This window comes from Actinomycetota bacterium (assembly GCA_019347675.1).
Classification (GTDB): domain Bacteria; phylum Actinomycetota; class Nitriliruptoria; order Nitriliruptorales; family JAHWKO01; genus JAHWKW01.
On the sequence record JAHWKW010000002.1, the window covers coordinates 37,843 to 53,110 of the forward strand.

11 protein-coding genes are annotated in these 15,268 nt (G+C 70.8%); 3 read left to right on the forward strand and 8 right to left on the reverse strand.

Going from position 1 to position 15,268, the window contains the following annotated elements; genetic code table 11:
* Positions 1 to 64: 64 nt before the first annotated feature.
* Entirely contained in the window at positions 65 to 691 is a 627-nt protein-coding gene (locus KY462_01390) for a hypothetical protein (protein ID MBW3576395.1), read from the forward strand.
* Between the two features lie 35 nt (positions 692 to 726).
* Here KY462_01390 and uvrB read toward each other — a convergent pair whose 3' ends face one another.
* The 5 genes from uvrB to rpsA form a co-directional block, all read right to left on the reverse strand.
* Positions 727 to 2,754, reverse strand: a complete 2,028-nt coding sequence (uvrB, locus tag KY462_01395; GenBank protein ID MBW3576396.1) for an excinuclease ABC subunit B — start codon at positions 2,752 to 2,754, stop codon at positions 727 to 729.
* Between the two features lie 83 nt (positions 2,755 to 2,837).
* Positions 2,838 to 4,478 carry a hypothetical protein gene (locus tag KY462_01400; GenBank protein MBW3576397.1) on the reverse strand — a complete coding sequence of 547 codons (1,641 nt, stop codon included), beginning with the start codon at positions 4,476 to 4,478 and terminating at the stop codon, positions 2,838 to 2,840.
* Positions 4,475 to 5,209, reverse strand: a complete 735-nt coding sequence (locus KY462_01405; GenBank protein MBW3576398.1) for an HAD family hydrolase — start codon at positions 5,207 to 5,209, stop codon at positions 4,475 to 4,477. The genes KY462_01400 and KY462_01405 overlap by 4 nt, the downstream gene beginning before the upstream one ends.
* Entirely contained in the window at positions 5,206 to 5,814 is a 609-nt protein-coding gene (gene coaE / locus KY462_01410; GenBank protein ID MBW3576399.1) for a dephospho-CoA kinase, long form, read from the reverse strand. Before coaE ends, KY462_01405 begins: the two co-directional genes overlap by 4 nt.
* A gap of 15 nt (positions 5,815 to 5,829) precedes the next feature.
* A complete protein-coding gene (gene rpsA / locus KY462_01415) occupies positions 5,830 to 7,443 on the reverse strand; it encodes a 30S ribosomal protein S1 (protein MBW3576400.1) in 1,614 nt (537 codons plus the stop codon).
* Between the two features lie 351 nt (positions 7,444 to 7,794).
* Between rpsA and KY462_01420 the strand changes: the two genes are divergently transcribed.
* Entirely contained in the window at positions 7,795 to 8,190 is a 396-nt protein-coding gene (locus KY462_01420; GenBank protein MBW3576401.1) for a hypothetical protein, read from the forward strand.
* A gap of 1,889 nt (positions 8,191 to 10,079) precedes the next feature.
* Here the strand turns inward: KY462_01420 and polA are convergent.
* Positions 10,080 to 12,737, reverse strand: a complete 2,658-nt coding sequence (gene polA, locus KY462_01425) for a DNA polymerase I (protein ID MBW3576402.1) — start codon at positions 12,735 to 12,737, stop codon at positions 10,080 to 10,082.
* 96 nt (positions 12,738 to 12,833) lie between these two features.
* Between polA and KY462_01430 the strand changes: the two genes are divergently transcribed.
* On the forward strand, positions 12,834 to 13,661 hold the full coding sequence (locus KY462_01430) for a tetratricopeptide repeat protein (GenBank protein ID MBW3576403.1): 828 nt from the start codon (positions 12,834 to 12,836) through the stop codon (positions 13,659 to 13,661).
* 10 nt (positions 13,662 to 13,671) lie between these two features.
* Here the strand turns inward: KY462_01430 and KY462_01435 are convergent, their stop codons facing one another.
* Positions 13,672 to 14,436: an amino acid ABC transporter ATP-binding protein gene (locus KY462_01435; GenBank protein MBW3576404.1), complete on the reverse strand. Its 765-nt coding sequence runs from the start codon at positions 14,434 to 14,436 to the stop codon at positions 13,672 to 13,674.
* Positions 14,436 to 15,218, reverse strand: a complete 783-nt coding sequence (locus KY462_01440; GenBank protein MBW3576405.1) for an amino acid ABC transporter permease — start codon at positions 15,216 to 15,218, stop codon at positions 14,436 to 14,438. The genes KY462_01435 and KY462_01440 overlap by 1 nt, the downstream gene beginning before the upstream one ends.
* Positions 15,219 to 15,268: the final 50 nt, after the last annotated feature.

Consider the following 15,268-nt stretch of genomic DNA (forward strand, 5'->3'; position numbering starts at 1 on the left):
GATCAGCGGCGGTGACCCTTGGGTTGCTCCCGGTTGTCGCATACTGGCGGTTAGCCTCAGCGCCATGGCGATGTCTGCCGAGGACGTGCGAACGGCCGCCCGGCTGTGCACGGCCTCCCTGGCGCCGGGAGCCGATCGGGACTGGGGAGGTCGCGCCGGTGGCCTCGACTGGTCTTGCCGGCGCACGCTCGACCACCTCCCTGATGCGCTGTTGCTCTACGCCGCTCACCTCGCCAGCCGGGCGACCGACCGGCTCGCGTTCGTGCGCGACGGTGATCCCGAGGCCTCGGTGCCTGACCTGCTGGATGCGGTGCAGTCGGCCGCGGCGATCCTCGCTGCCGTGGTCGAGGCCGCGCCGGTTGGCACGCGCGCCTACCATCCCGCCGGCATGGCCGATGCGGAAGGGTTCGCGGCGATGGGGTGTGACGAGATCCTCGTGCACACCGGTGACATCGCCGAGGGCCTCGGCCTGGAGTACGCACCACCGGGGGATCTGTGCGCCCGTGTCGTGGCACGGCTGTTTCCCTGGGCACCGGCTGGCGGCGAGCCGTGGGAGGTCCTGCGGTGGGCCAACGGCCGGACGGCGCTGCCCGGGGCAGGACGGCTTCGTCCCGACTGGTGGTGGCATTGCGCCCCTCTTGACGAGTGGGACGGGCGAACGAAGTCCCGTACCGCCCCCCCGGCCTGGTGACCCAGGCCGAACCAAGACCGCCGACCACGGAGCCGTCACACGTTGGCGACGTCCATCGCCTTCAGCTCCCGCTTGAGCTCGGCAAGCTCGTCCCGCAGCCGCGCGGCGTACTCGAACCGCAGCTCCCCGGCGGCCTCGTGCATCTCGTCGGTGAGCCGCTGGATCAAGGCGCGTAGTTCGTCGCGGGGCAGCTCGGTGGCGTCGGGCTCGGTGAGGCCGCCGCGCCGCGGCCGGTCCACCGCCGTGTAGGCGCGCCCCGCCTCGGCCGCCCGCGCGGCCTGGATGATGTCGCCCACACGTTTGCGGATCGTCTGCGGGTCGATCCCATGCTGGCGGTTGTACGCCAGCTGCTTGTCGCGCCGGCGGTCGGTCTCCTCGAGCGCGGCACGCATCGCGTCGGTGACGGCGTCGGCGTACATGATGACCTGGCCGTGGACGTTGCGGGCGGCCCTCCCGATGGTCTGGATCAACGACGTCCCCGACCGCAGGAACCCCTCCTTGTCGGCGTCCAGGATCGCCACCAGCGAGACCTCGGGGAGGTCGAGGCCCTCACGCAGGAGGTTGATCCCGACGAGCACGTCGAACTCGCCCATGCGCAGGTCGCGGAGGATCTCGATGCGCTGCACCGTGTCGATGTCGGAGTGCAGGTACCGCACGCGGATCCCGTTGCCGAGCAGGTAGTCGGTCAGGTCCTCGGCCATCTTCTTGGTCAGCGTGGTGACCAGCACGCGCTCGTCCTGCTCGACACGTGCCGAGATCTCGTGCATCAGGTCGTCGATCTGCCCTCGGCTGTCGCGGACGACCACCTCGGGGTCGACCAGCCCGGTCGGGCGGATCACCTGCTCGACGAAGGTCGTGCACTCGCGCCGTTCGTACGAGCCGGGCGTGGCTGAGATGAACAGCCGCTGACCGATCCGGTCCAGGAACTCATCGAACCGCAGCGGCCGGTTGTCCAGCGCCGACGGCAGCCGGAAGCCGTGCTCGACCAGCACCTCCTTCCGGGAACGGTCGCCCTCGTACATCCCGCCGATCTGCGGGATCGTGACGTGCGACTCGTCGGTCATCAGGACGAAGTCCTCGGGGAAGTAGTCCAGCAGGGTGTAGGGCGGCGTCCCCGGCGCACGACCGTCGAAGTGCCGCGAGTAGTTCTCGATCCCCGAGCAGAAGCCGACCTCGCGGATCATCTCCAGGTCGTAGTTGGTCCGCATCCGCAGGCGCTGCGCCTCCAGCAGCTTGTTGTGGTGGCGCAGCTCAGCCAGTCGCTGGTCGAGCTCGGCCTCGATCGTGGCGATGGCGCGCTCCACGTTCGCCCGTGACGCCACGTAGTGCGACGCCGGGAAGACCGCGAACTCCTGCAGTTCCCCGGTCACCTCCCCCGTCAAGGTGTTCAGCCGGGTGATGCGGTCGACCTCGTCGCCGAAGAACTCGAAGCGGACGGCGAGCTCGTCATCGGTGGGGAACACCTCCACGGTGTCGCCCCGGACCCGGAAGCTCCCGCGGATCAGGTTCAGATCGTTGCGGTGGTACTGCAGGTCGACCAGCTTGCGCAGCGCGGCGTCGAGCCCGTAGTCGTCCCCACGGCGGAGCCACAGCACGTGGTCGCGGTACTCGGCAGGAGATCCCAGACCGTAGATGCACGAGACCGACGCCACCACGACGACGTCCCGGCGCGACAGCAGAGACATCGTCGTGCGGTGACGCAAGCGCTCGATCTCGTCGTTGATCGACGAGTCCTTCTCGATGTAGGTGTCGGTCTGCGGGATGTACGCCTCGGGCTGGTAGTAGTCGTAGTAGGACACGAAGTACTCGACGGCGTTGTGCGGGAAGACCTCGCGGAACTCGTTGGCGAGCTGCGCCGCGAGGGTCTTGTTCGGGGCGATCACCAGCGTGGGGCGCTGCACACGCTCGATGACGTTGGCTGCCGCGAACGTCTTCCCCGTCCCGGTGGCGCCGAGGAGGGTCACCGCCTTCTCCCCCGCCAGGAGCGCCTCGGCGATGGCCTCGATCGCCGCCGGCTGATCGCCGGACGGCCTGAGATCGCTCACCACCTGGAAGTCGGGCACGTAGACGCCCTCCGGAGCTCTGTGCGAGCGCGACAGCGCCCGCCCCGAGCGTAACGTCACCCCACCCAGCCGCCTTCCCGGCGTCAACCCACAGGGGCCGGGTCGAACCAGTACCGCTGCAGCGCATCGGCGACAGCCGGGTCGCGGTCACGCGCCTGCGCCAGCAGCTCACGGTCGGTGATGAAGCCCAGCCCCGCCCGGTCGACGATGTCGCCGAGGAAGCCCACCAGCTGCTCGCGGCCGGCGGCCTCCTCGGCGGCCAGCCATCCCAGCGGCGCACGGGCGTAGACCAGCGCCCCGTACGCCTCGACGCTGTCGAACTCGCCGAGCGGCTGTGCGGGCGGCTCGTCCTGCACTCCGGCGTCCCGGGCGAGCTCGTACCGGCGGACGAACACCCTGTCGGCCAGCTGGGCGGCGACGTCCTGCCCGTAGGTGTCGGCGTAGAACAGGTAGGCGCAGTACTGGGCGAGGGACTCGTCGACCACCGGGGCGGACAGCGACCCGTTGCCCACCAGTGCGTGCCACCACTGGTGGGCGACCTCGTGCGCCACGATGTACGCACCGAAACGGACGTCCATCCGGTCGTACAGGTCCTCGCCGATCACCACCAGGCCGGGGAACTCCATCCCGGCAGCGCCGGCCGACAACGGCGCGGCCACCACGTCCACCTCGCGCCACGCCAGCGGGCCGAACCGCTCCAGGAAGCTGCGCACCGACGCGGCCGAGATGTCCAGCGCCTCGTCCAGGCCGGCCATCCCGGCAGGTCCCGACGCGTGGACCCGCACGGGTCCCACCGTGGCACTCCGGCTCTCGAGCCGGTCGTAGGCGACGACGGCCACGTCGCGGAGCGCGACACCTCTCGCCCACACGCACGGCTCGTCGGGGATGGTCCGCACCGCCGCGGGGCAGTCCTGCTCCTCGGCCCCGGTGAGGATCTCCGCCCCACCGGTGTGGATCCGCAGGGACCACACCGCCACCGGGAAGGCACCCACGTCGCCGATCGGGATCATGGGACCGTCGTCGCTAGGGACGGTGAGCAGCGGGAGCCAGTGGCCCAGGACCGTGACCTCAGGGCTCCACGCCAGCAACCCGAACCCGACCGGTCCGCCGTCGTCTCGGATGTCGGCACGGTCGGCGAGCGCGTAGCTCAGCTGGGCACGGACCACCGTCGCGTCACCCTCCCTCAGCGGCGGGTCGAGTCTCACGAACAGCCGGGCGCCGGCCGGGTCGACGTCGCTGGCGACGTCCCTCCCGTCGCGCCTGGTGGCGATGTCCAACGATGTCCCCGCGTCGGCGAGGGTGTCGGACGCGGGCAGGAGCCGCAGCACCAGTCGGTCGAGGTCACGGTCGGCCCGGTAGGCGACCACGACGTCCGCCTGGAGGCGTCGACGGCCTGGATCGAGGCGAAGGCTGGCCACGTAGACCGGGCGTTCCTCCGCCGGCCATGCCGGATGTCCCAGGTCGGCCCACGGTCCGCTCGCCGCCCGTAGGCCGGCGGCCAGGAGCGCGTCGCCACCGAGCGCCTCCGCATCAGCCGGCTCGTGCGGCAGGTCAGGGGCGGACCTGGGCGACCCCGTGGGGGTCGGCGCCACGTCAGCCTCGGTCGCCGCTTCGTCCCGGGGAGCCTCTGGTGCTCGGGTGCGCGAGATCGCGATGGCGGAACCGACCAGCAGGATCGCTGCCGCGAGCGCCGCCAGCGCCCGGATCGCCCACGGTGGCGTCACCCGAGACGCTCCCGCCGGGCCAGAGCGACCACCGCCGGGAGCTGACGCAGGTCGGTGACCCGGGGGCCGTCGTGGTGGCGGCGACGTTCCTGGCGGTCGACGAGCACGGCGGTCAAGCCCAGTGCACGGGCGGGGTCGATGTCGTGGCGGAGATCATCACCGACGTAGGCGACGTGTGCACCGGGCCGCTCCCCCAACCGCTGCAGCACGAGGTCGAACGCGGCCGGGTTGGGCTTGGCGACACGCTCCTCGCCGGACACCACCACAGCATCGAAGCGGTCCGCCAGGCCGGCGTGCGACAGCACCTCCCGGAGCGCGGGGCGGCTCCCCCAGTTGGACAGCAGACCGAGGCGGATGGCGCGGCGGTCGAGGTCGTCGAGGGCCTCGGCGACGTCCGGGTACGTCCCGTACGAGCGGTGGTCGATGAACGCGTCGAACACCTGCCACGGGAGGCGCTCGTCGTGCTCGACCCTCAGGTGGCCGAGGTAGCGGCGGTACAGGCCACGCCAGTACCGGCTCTCGGCAGCGTCGTCACCTTCCCAGGGCGACGGCTCACCGCGGGCCCGCCAGGCATCGTGATGCTCGGCCCACAGATGGTTCGCCGCGGCGATGTCGTCGGCGTCCACGGTGACACCCGCCGCTGCGCACGCACGCGCGAACACCGCGGCGAACGACGGCTCCGGGCGAACGAGGGTGAGGCCGGCGTCGAAGATGACGGTGGTGACGTTCACCCGTCCTCCGCTGCGGCGGCTGCCTGGAGGTCCTCCCAGACGTGGTCCACCTGCGCTTCCAGCTGGTCCAGGTCGCCGCTGTTATCGATGACGTGCGTGGCGACTTCCCGGCGTTCGGCGTCGCTGGCTTGCGCCGCGATGCGGGCGCGCGCATCGCCCTCGTCCATGCCCCGTGCGACGACCCGCTCGACGCGGAGCTCCTCAGGCGCGGTCACGACGACGACGTCCCGGTAGCCGCGGTCGGCCTGGACCTCGACCAGGAGGGGAACGTCGACCACCACGACGCGGTCGGAGTCGGCGTGCTCGGCGACCAGCTCGGCGATGCGCTGGCCGACCTTCGGGTGCACGATCGCGTTGAGGTCGGCACGGGCGGATCCGTCGTCGAAGACGATCGCTGCCAGCCGGTCACGTTCCAGAGATCCGTCCGGCCCGACCACCTCGTCCCCGAAGCGCTCCACGACCTGTTCGAACCCGGGCGTGCCCGGCGCGACGACCTCGCGGGCGATGGCGTCGGCGTCGATCACCACGGCGCCGCGGTCGGCGAACATGCTCGCGACCGTGCTCTTGCCGCTCGCGAGCCCGCCGGTCAACCCCACCAGGTGCACGGCGGTCGCGCGACGTCAGGCCTGTGAACCGGCCTGCTCCTCGGGCGGCAGCTGCGGGGCCTCCTCCGGGGTCTCGGCCAGCGCCTCCTCGTCGACCTGAGCGACCGCCTTGGACGGCGCCTCGGGGCTTGCGGCGGGCGGCGGCGGTTCCTCCGCGGTGTCGGGGACCTCACCCGAGACGTCCCCGCCTGAGACGTCGGCGCCGGTGACGTCACCGCCTGCGGTCGCGGCTTCGGCGGCCGCGGAACCCTGGGCCTGCCCCGCGAGCTCACCTTCCAGGGCGGGCTCGCCTGCATCGGCGACAGCGTCGCTCGGCGACTCCGTCGGACGCGACGCGTCGGTGTCGCCAGGATCGGGCTCACGCTGCTCCGCCTCGGCGGTGCGCTGGTCAGCCGACGATGCGAACCCGGCCTGGCGCAGCTGGTCACCCAGTGCCGAGGTCGCCGGCGTGACCCGCTCACCGGCCACGTACGCCGTCTCGGCCAGTGCGATCTGCTCCGGCGTCAGGGCGCCCGGACCCGTCATCGTGGCCTCACGTGATGGAGCGACGGCCTGCTTCAGCGAGAGGCTGATGCGCCGGCGGACCGCGTCGATGTCGATGACCTTCACCGTGACCTTGTCGCCGACGTTGACGACCGCCTCAGGCGCCTCGACGTGGTGCTCGGCGAGCTCCGAGATGTGGATCAGTCCCTCGATGCCCTCGGCGACCTTCACGAACGCCCCGAACGGGACCAGCTTGGTGACCTCGCCCTCGACGTTGTTCCCGACCTGGTTCTCGCGGGCGAACTTCGTCCACGGGTCCTCCTGGGTGGCCTTCAGCGAGAGCGAGACCCGCTCGCGTTCCAGGTCGACGTCGAGCACCTCGACCTGGACCTCGTCGCCGACCTCCACCACCTCCGACGGGTGGTCGATGTGCTGCCACGCCAGCTCGGAGACGTGCACGAGGCCGTCGACCCCACCCAGATCCACGAACGCGCCGAAGTTCACGATCGACGAGACGACGCCCTTGCGGATCTCCCCCTTCTGGAGGCTGTTCAGGAACTCGTGGCGGAACTCGGCCTGGGTCTCCTCCAGGAACTTCCGCCGCGACAGCACGACGTTGTTGCGGTTCTTGTCCAGCTCGATGATCTTGCACTCGAGCTCCGTCCCCACGTAGGGGTTGAGGTCGCGGACCCGGCGCATCTCGACCAGCGACGCCGGCAGGAACCCGCGCAGACCGATGTCGAGGATCAAGCCGCCCTTGACCACCTCGATGACAGTGCCCTTGACGGTCTTGTCCTCGTTGAAGATGCGGTCGATGGTCCCCCACGCGCGCTCGTACTGGGCCCGCTTCTTGGACAGCACCAACCGGCCCTGCTCGTCCTCGCGGGTGATGACCAGCGCCTCGACGACGTCACCGACCTGGACCACGCTCCGCGGGTCGACGTCCTGCTTGATCGACAACTCCCGCGCGGGGATCACACCCTCGGACTTGTACCCGATGTCCAGCAGCGCCTCGTCGGGGTCGACCTTGACGACCACCCCCTCGACGATCTCGCCCTCGTCGACGGACTTGAAGGTCGCCTCGAGTGCGGTGTCGAGGTCCACGTCGAGATCGTTCTCGACGATCGCCTCCCCGGTCGAGGTCATCTCCCTACCGGGATCGTGCATGATCACCAAGCCCGATGGATCAAGTGGCGTGGGGCTGGGCTGGCCGGGCGTGGCGGGGGTCGGGGTCTCCTGCTGCTGGTCCATGATGTTGGGGGGGTCTCCTGGTTCGGTCGCTGGTCGCGCCAGCCCGGTGCTGGCGCACCGCGGCCAGGTCGCCTCGGACGCAGCCCGCTTCCTCGCTGCGGGAAGCGGAGACGTCGAAGTGCCGTGCGACCGGGTCGCGGCGTGGCGAGCGTCCCACCCCCGGCAACCGCTGTCAACGGCTGCGGACGCTGGCGCGGCGCTCGACGCCACCGAGGGTACCGCCCGACCCGGCGGTACGCTCCGCCCATGCCGCCGTCGCCGCGCCAGCCGGGGATCGTCCCCGACGACCTGCCCAAACGGGGCCTGTTCCGCGAACCGATCCGCGTGGAGGACGTGGAGGTGCTCCCGCCCGAGCAACTGGGCGACGGGCGGCTGCGGGTGACCTTCCGCATCCAGGTCCGCGACGCCGACGGTCGACCCTGCCCCGACCTGGCGGTCATCGCTCGGATCGCGGGCCCGGACCGGGCCGGCCAGAAGATGGGTCACACCGACCTCTTCGGTCAGGTGCGGTTCCGGATGGCCGGCCCTGAAGGCCGTTACCGGTTCGAGGTGCTCGACGTGGCAGCGGGTGCACTGCAGCTCGAGCGCGGATCCGAGCTGGCCGTCGCCGCGGCTGAGACGACCGCCTCGGTGCAGGGTTGACACAGGGCGGCACTGTCACATGGCTTTCCGGATCCGACGGACGCAGGAGGCTGTCGCGGCCGTCGCTGCGCACGTGGTTGGGCGACGGCATCGTCGGCGAGTGCGGGCGCGTCCTCGTTCTCCACAGGTGATGAGCGCCATGGTCGGCGCCTGTCGCAGCCGTGTGGCATGATGCGAACATCAGTTCGGACCTGGGATTCGGACCTGCATGTCGGACCTGCATGTCGGACCTGGATGTCGGACCTGCATTTCGGACCTGGATGTGGTCGCCATGGACGTGGGGATGGACGTGAAGCCGGGCGTCGACCCGGCCCATACCGGCCGCGCGAGTCACAGCGCGTGTGCTGACGTGGGCGTCGACCGAGACGGTGTGGGCGCTGGCGTGGGCATCGACCGTGACGTCGACACCGGTGGCCTTGATGTGTTGAGGGCGTTGGTGGCGGTGGTGGACGCGGTGGTGGCGGTGGACGCCGACACGTTGCCGGCCGGGGAGGACGCCCGGTGGGTGCAGATGCTCGACACGCAGATCAACCGCCTGTCGGGGGCCAAGTTGGCGGCGGTTGCGACCATGTCGCGGCGTGAGACGTACCGACGGTTGGGGCAGCGGTCGGTCCAGGGCTGGTTGCAGTCCAACCTGCGCATGTCGGCCGCGCAGGCCAAGAAGGAGACCGACACGGCGGCGGCCGTCGACACCGAACTGTCTTCGACGCGTCGGGCGCTGGCTGACGGGGACATCAACGTCGAGCACGCTGCCGCGATCGCCACAGCCGCCAAAGCCCTGCCCGACGCACACGACGCCGAACGGCCGCTGCTGGCCCAAGCCAGACGCGGCGACGCGGCTCAGGTGCGCCGGCTGGGCCAGCGCCTGCAAGCAGCCGCCGACGCGGACGCGGCAGCCCGCCGCGACGGGCGCCGCGCCTACGAACAGCGCACCTTCACCCTGACACCCGACGGGCACGGGTCGGTGTTCACCCAAGGGCGGCTGCACCAGCTGGCCGGCGAGCGCCTCGCCGAAGCGCTGCACGCCCTTGGCGCCCCGCGCAGCGACGACGATCAACGCTCCTACGGTCAGCGCATGGCCGACGCGCTCGAACAGCTGGCCGACATCGCACTGCGCGGCGGGCGCCTACCCGCCAACGGTGGGGTCACGCCGCAGATCACCGCGGTCGTGCCACTCGCCACCCTGGAAGCGCGCGCGGGGCGGGCCGCGGACCCTGCGACCTTGTCGTGGTCGGGGCCCTGTCCCCCGCAGGCGTTGGAGCAGCTGTGCTGCGACGCCGGCATGGCGTGGCTGGTCACCGACGTCGACCATCGCCCGTTGTGGCTTGGGCGCACCCGGCGCTACGCAACCGCCGACCAGCGCGCCGCCGCCCGCGTGCGCGACGGCGGGTGCCGCTGGCCGGGCTGCTCGATGCCGCTGGCCTGGTGCGTGCTGCACCACGCCGACTGGTGGGACCACGGCGGGCACACCGACATCCACCGGCTGATCCCCCTGTGCGCCGCCCACCACGCCATGCACCACCACGGCGGCTGGCACATCAACGTCGACGACGTCGCCACCGTGACCGCCACCTCACCGGACGGCGACACCGTGCGACGCGAGACGGCTGCGCGCGCCCGCGCCCGCCACACCGGCAGGAGCGACCTGTCCGCGCTCAACAACGGGCGTGGCACCGGAGGCGGTGGCGGTGACGGCAGCGGTGAGGGTGGCGGTGGCGGTGGCGGTGGTCTCGGTGGCACCGGCCCGACGCCCGGCGCGGAGACCTTGCACCCGGCGCTGGCCCGCGAGAACCGTGGCCCCTACCGCATCTACGAGATCGACGAGGACCGTCGCGCCGGACCGACGTGGCCACCGCAGCGCCACGGGCAGCGTCGCCCACCGGCGATCATCAGTGTTTCTGAGCGTCGAACCAGGTCGGCCCCCAGGCGGTGTCCACCTCGAGCGGCACCCGTAGCTCCGCGACGCCGCACATCTCGGCGACGACGAGGTCGCGGGCCTCCCGGAGCTCGTCGTTGGCCACCTCGAACACCAGCTCGTCGTGGACCTGCAGCAGCAGCTGGGTCGCCAGCCCCGCCCGGTCCAACGCCTCCTGCACGCGGGCCATGGCCAGCTTGATGATGTCCGCCGCAGCGCCCTGGATCGGGGCGTTGAGCGCCATGCGCTCGGCCATGCTGCGACGGTTGTAGTTCGACGACAGCAGGTCCGGCAGGTACCGGCGCCGGCCGAAGATCGTGCTGGTGAAGCCGTCGCGGCGGGCGTGCAGCACCGCCTGGCGGAGGAACTCGCCGACCTTGGGGAACCGGCTCATGTAGGCGTCGACGATCTCCTGGGCCTCCTCGGGAGGGATGCCGATCTGCTGCGACAGGCCGTACGGGGTCAAGCCGTATGCAAGGCCGTAGTTGATCGCCTTCGCCCGGTCGCGCAGCGCCCCGTCGACCATCTCCAGGGGCAGGTCGAACACCTTGGCCGCGGTCGTGGCGTGGATGTCCTCCCCGGACGCGAACGCGTCCAGCAGCCCCTCGTCGCCCGACAGGTGGGCCATGATGCGCAGCTCGATCTGGGAGTAGTCGGCCACCAGCAGGTGGTCGTAGCCCTGGCCCGGCACGAACGCACGGCGGATCTCGCGCCCCTCCTCCCGCCGGACCGGGATGTTCTGCAGGTTGGGGTTCGACGAGGACAGACGCCCGGTGGCGGCGGTGACCTGCGACAAGGTGGTGTGCACCCGGCCGGTCTCGGGGTCGACCAGCGGCGGGAGCGCGTCCAGGTAGGTCGACACCAGCTTGGACAGCTCCCGCCACTCCAGGATCGGTTCGATGATCGGATGGGCGGTCACGATCGACTCGAGCGACGCCGCGTCGGTCGAGTACCCGGTCTTGATCTTCTTCGTCCTGGGCAGACCCAGCTTGTCGAACAGGATCTCCTGCAGCTGCGGGGTGGACCCGACGTTGAAGCGCTCGCCCGCGAGGTCCCAGATCTCGTGCTCGAGCTGCTGGCAGCGGGTTGCCAGACGGTCGCGCAGCTCGGCGAGCACGTCGAGGTCCACGGCGATGCCGGTGCGCTCGACGCGGGCCAGGACCGGAGCCAGCGGCATCTCGATCGTGTCGTGCAGCTCCCGCTGGCCGCGGAGGTCCAACTCCTGCTCGAGATGTTCGGCGAGCTCGAGGGTGGCCAGAGCACGTAGCGCGCGGTCGCGCCACGCGGTCGCGCCGTCTTCGACGTCGAAGGCGAGCTGGTCGCCTTCCGTGGCCTCATCGACCGTGATGGTGCGGTTGAGATGCTGGAGCGCCAGCCGGTCCAGGTCGAACGACCGCTGATCCGGGCTGACCAGGTACGCCGCGAGCATCGTGTCGAGCGTCACCCCGGTCACGTGCCAGTCACGTGAGCGCGTCGCGTGGTGAAGGAGCTTGACGTCGTGCACGACCTTCGGCAGGGACGGGTCGGCCAGCGCCCGCGCGAACGCCTCCAGGTCCTCTCGCGCCAGGTCACCGAACGAGCACGCCACCGGGTCGCTGCCGGGCGCCGCGAGGCCGGCAGCCGTCCACCGCGGCTTCGGCACGGCACCGCCGGTCACCGGCGCGACAGCGAGTGGGGGGCGGATGTCCTCCAGCCAGCGACGGAGCTCGCCGCTGCCCAACCGGCGTGGCTGGCGTTCGAACCCGACGGCGTCCTCCTCCTGCTGCGCGCCGAGCACCTCCGACTGCAGGCGCTCCCACAGCGAGGTGAACTCCAGCGTCGCGAACAGGCGCTGCACCTTCTCGGGGACCGGGCGTCCCATGCGCAGCGTCGCCAGGTCCACGGCGACGTCGACGTCACGCCGCAGCCGCATCAGCATCCGGTTGACGAAGACCTGATCCTTGTGTTCGGCGAGGTTCTGGGGGAGCTTCTTCCCTCCGACCTCGTCGAGGTGGTCGTAGACGCCTTCCAGGTCGCCGTACCTGGAGATCAGCTTGGCGGCGGTCTTCTCCCCCACCCCGGGGACGCCGGGCAGGTTGTCGGAGGTGTCCCCCCGCAGCGCCGCGTAGTCGGGGTAGCGCTCGGGCGTGATGCCGTACCGGTCCTCGACCGCCTCGGGGGTCATCTCGGCCGTCTCGGTGATGCCGCGCAGCGTGTACAGGATCGTGACCCCGTCGCCGACGAGCTGCATCGCGTCGCGGTCGCCCGTGACGACCATCACGCGGTGGCCTTCCTGCACCGCTCGGTCCGCCAGCGTGGCGATCACGTCGTCGGCTTCGACCCCGGGGACCTCGACCACCGGGATCTCGAGCGCCTCGAGGACCTCGTGGATCAGGTCCAGCTGCGTGCGGAACTCGTCGGGGGTCTCGGCGCGCCCCGCCTTGTAGTCGGGGTAGGCGTCGGTCCGGGCGACGTCACGGCCCTTGTCGAAGCACACCACGATCCCGTCGGGCCGGTGGTCGGCGATCATCTTGATCAGCATGCTCGTGAAGCCGTACACGGCGTTGGTGAGCTGCCCGGTCTTGGTCCGCAGGCTGTCGGGGAGGGCGAAGAACGCCCGGAAGGCGAGGCTGTGGCCGTCGAGGAGGAGCAACGTCTGGCGGTCGGGCACGCGCGATCCTGGTGGGACGCATTGGGAACCGGAGCGGGGTGGAGCGTACCTTCGCAGGGGCGCGGACCCGGAGGTCGCATGGCGGAACAGCAGGTCGTGATCGACGTCGACGAACACGACTTCCAACGGGACGTGGTCGAGCGCTCGCACGACGTCCCCGTCGTCGTCGACTTCTGGGCGGCGTGGTGCGGACCGTGCCGGACGCTCGGGCCGCTCCTCGAGCGCGCCGTGACCGCCCGCGGCGGTGACGTGGTCCTCGCCAAGGTCGACGTCGACCGCAACCAGCGGCTGGCATCGATGTTCTCGGTCCGGGGGATCCCGGCCGTGAAGGCGTTCCGCGCCGGGGCGGTCGTCGCCGAGTTCGTCGGGGCGCAGCCGCCCCAGGCGATCGAGGCGTTCCTCGACCGGCTGGTGCCCTCGGCCGCCGATCAGCTGGTCGAGCGAGCAGCCCAGCAGCACGGCGACGAAGCCGAGGCGACACTGCGCCAGGCCCTTCAGATCGAACACGGTCACCGCGACGCCGCGGTGGCGCTCGCTCGGCTGCTCGTCGAGCGCGACCCGGACGCTGCCCTGGATCTGGTCGCCCCGCACCGACCGGACCCGGCGGCGGAGCAGGTCGCCGCCCGGGCGGAACTCGCCCAGGTCGGTGGCGACAGCATCGATGACCTCCGCGCACGGGTCGCGGCAGACCCCGACGACGGTGGTGCCCGCCTGGCGTTGGGCCGGGCTTTGGCCGCCCGCAGCGAGCACGACGAGGCGATCGAGGAGTTGCTCGCCGCGGTCGACGCGGGCAGCGGGGTCCGCGAGGAAGCCCGCGAACAACTCGTGGCGCTGTTCACGATGCTGGGTCAGCAGGATCCGCGCGTCGCGGCAGCCCGGAAGCGCCTGTCGCGCGCGCTGTTCTGACCCTCGCCGATCAACGCTCCAGGACCACCGACAGGAACCGGCGGGTGCGTTGTTGATCCGGGGCCTCGAACACGCGCGACGGCGGGCCCTGTTCGACGATGACACCGTCCGCCATGAACACGACCCGGTCGGCGACGCGGCGGGCGAAGCCCATCTCGTGCGACACGACCATCATCGTCATGCCCTCGTCCGCCAACGTGCGCATCACGTCGAGCACCTCCCCGACCAGCTCGGGGTCGAGGGCGCTCGTGACCTCGTCGAACAGCATCATGCCCGGATCCATGCACAGCGCCCGCGCGATCGCCACGCGCTGCTTCTGACCGCCCGACAGGCGGACCGGGTAGTCGTCGGCCTTCTCGGCCAGGCCGACCCGGTCGAGCATGTCGCGGCCCACCTGGTTCGCCTCACGCTTGGACCGTTTCAGGACCCGCCGCTGCGCGATCGTGAGGTTGCCCATCACCGTGAGGTGCGGGAAGAGGTTGAACTGCTGGAACACCATCCCGATCTTGCGGCGGACCAGATCCACGTCGACGTCGGGATCGGTGATGTCGGTCCCCTCGATGATGATCCGCCCGGACGTGGGTTCCTCGAGCCGGTTCACGCAGCGCAGCAGGGTCGACTTCCCCGAACCCGACGGCCCGATGACGCAGACGACCTCGCCGTGCTCGACGTGGAAGTCGATGCCGCGCAGCACCTCGAGATCACCGAACCGCTTGTGCAGATCGATGATGTCGATGGCGTGCTCCGCCTGGCCGGCGTTCGCGAACGTGGCCATCAGCGCGCCCTCCTCGCCCGGCGTTCCAGCAGCGCGACGAGCCGGGTCATCGGGATGGTGATCGCGAGGTAGACCAGGCCGACGACGATCAGCGGCGTCGGGCTCGCTCGCAGGTTCAGCACGTCACGCCCGAACTTGGTCAGCTCCTCCATGCCCTGCCGGGTCCCGATCACGAACAGCAGGGACGTGTCCTTCAGCAGCAGGACGAGCTCGTTGGTCATCGGGGGGATGATGATCCTGAAGGCCTGGGGCACCACGATCGACGCCATGGCGCGCGAGTAACGCATCCCCAGTGACCGTGCCGCCTCCATCTGCGCGCGAGGAACCGCCTCGATGCCGGCGCGGATGGTCTCCGCCATGTACGCGGCCGCAACCAGTCCCAGCCCGACCGTTCCGGGGCCGTATCGGCCCGGGATGCTGAACCCCAGCCCGATCGGGATCCCGAACCCGATCAGGAAGATGGTCAGAAGCGCGGGGAGCCCGCGGAAGACCTCGATGTAGACGGCCGCGAACCAGCGGTACGGACGGATGGTCGACAGCCGCATCAGGGCGAGGATCAGGCCGAGGATCAGCCCGAAGCTGAACGACAGGACGGTGAAGATCAGGGTGTTGCGGGCCGCGACCGTCACGACGCGGGGGAACATGTCTGCGGCGATCTGGAGGTTGAAGAAGCGATTCTGCAGCCGCGCCCAATCCGCGTTCACCCCGACGTAGACGACGGCGACGGCGAACAGCGTGTAGAACACCACCCGGACGAGACGGACCTGGGTCCGTCGCTGCACGTGGGGCCTCCTCGAACGGCGAGGGGACCCTAACGGGCCCCCTCACACAG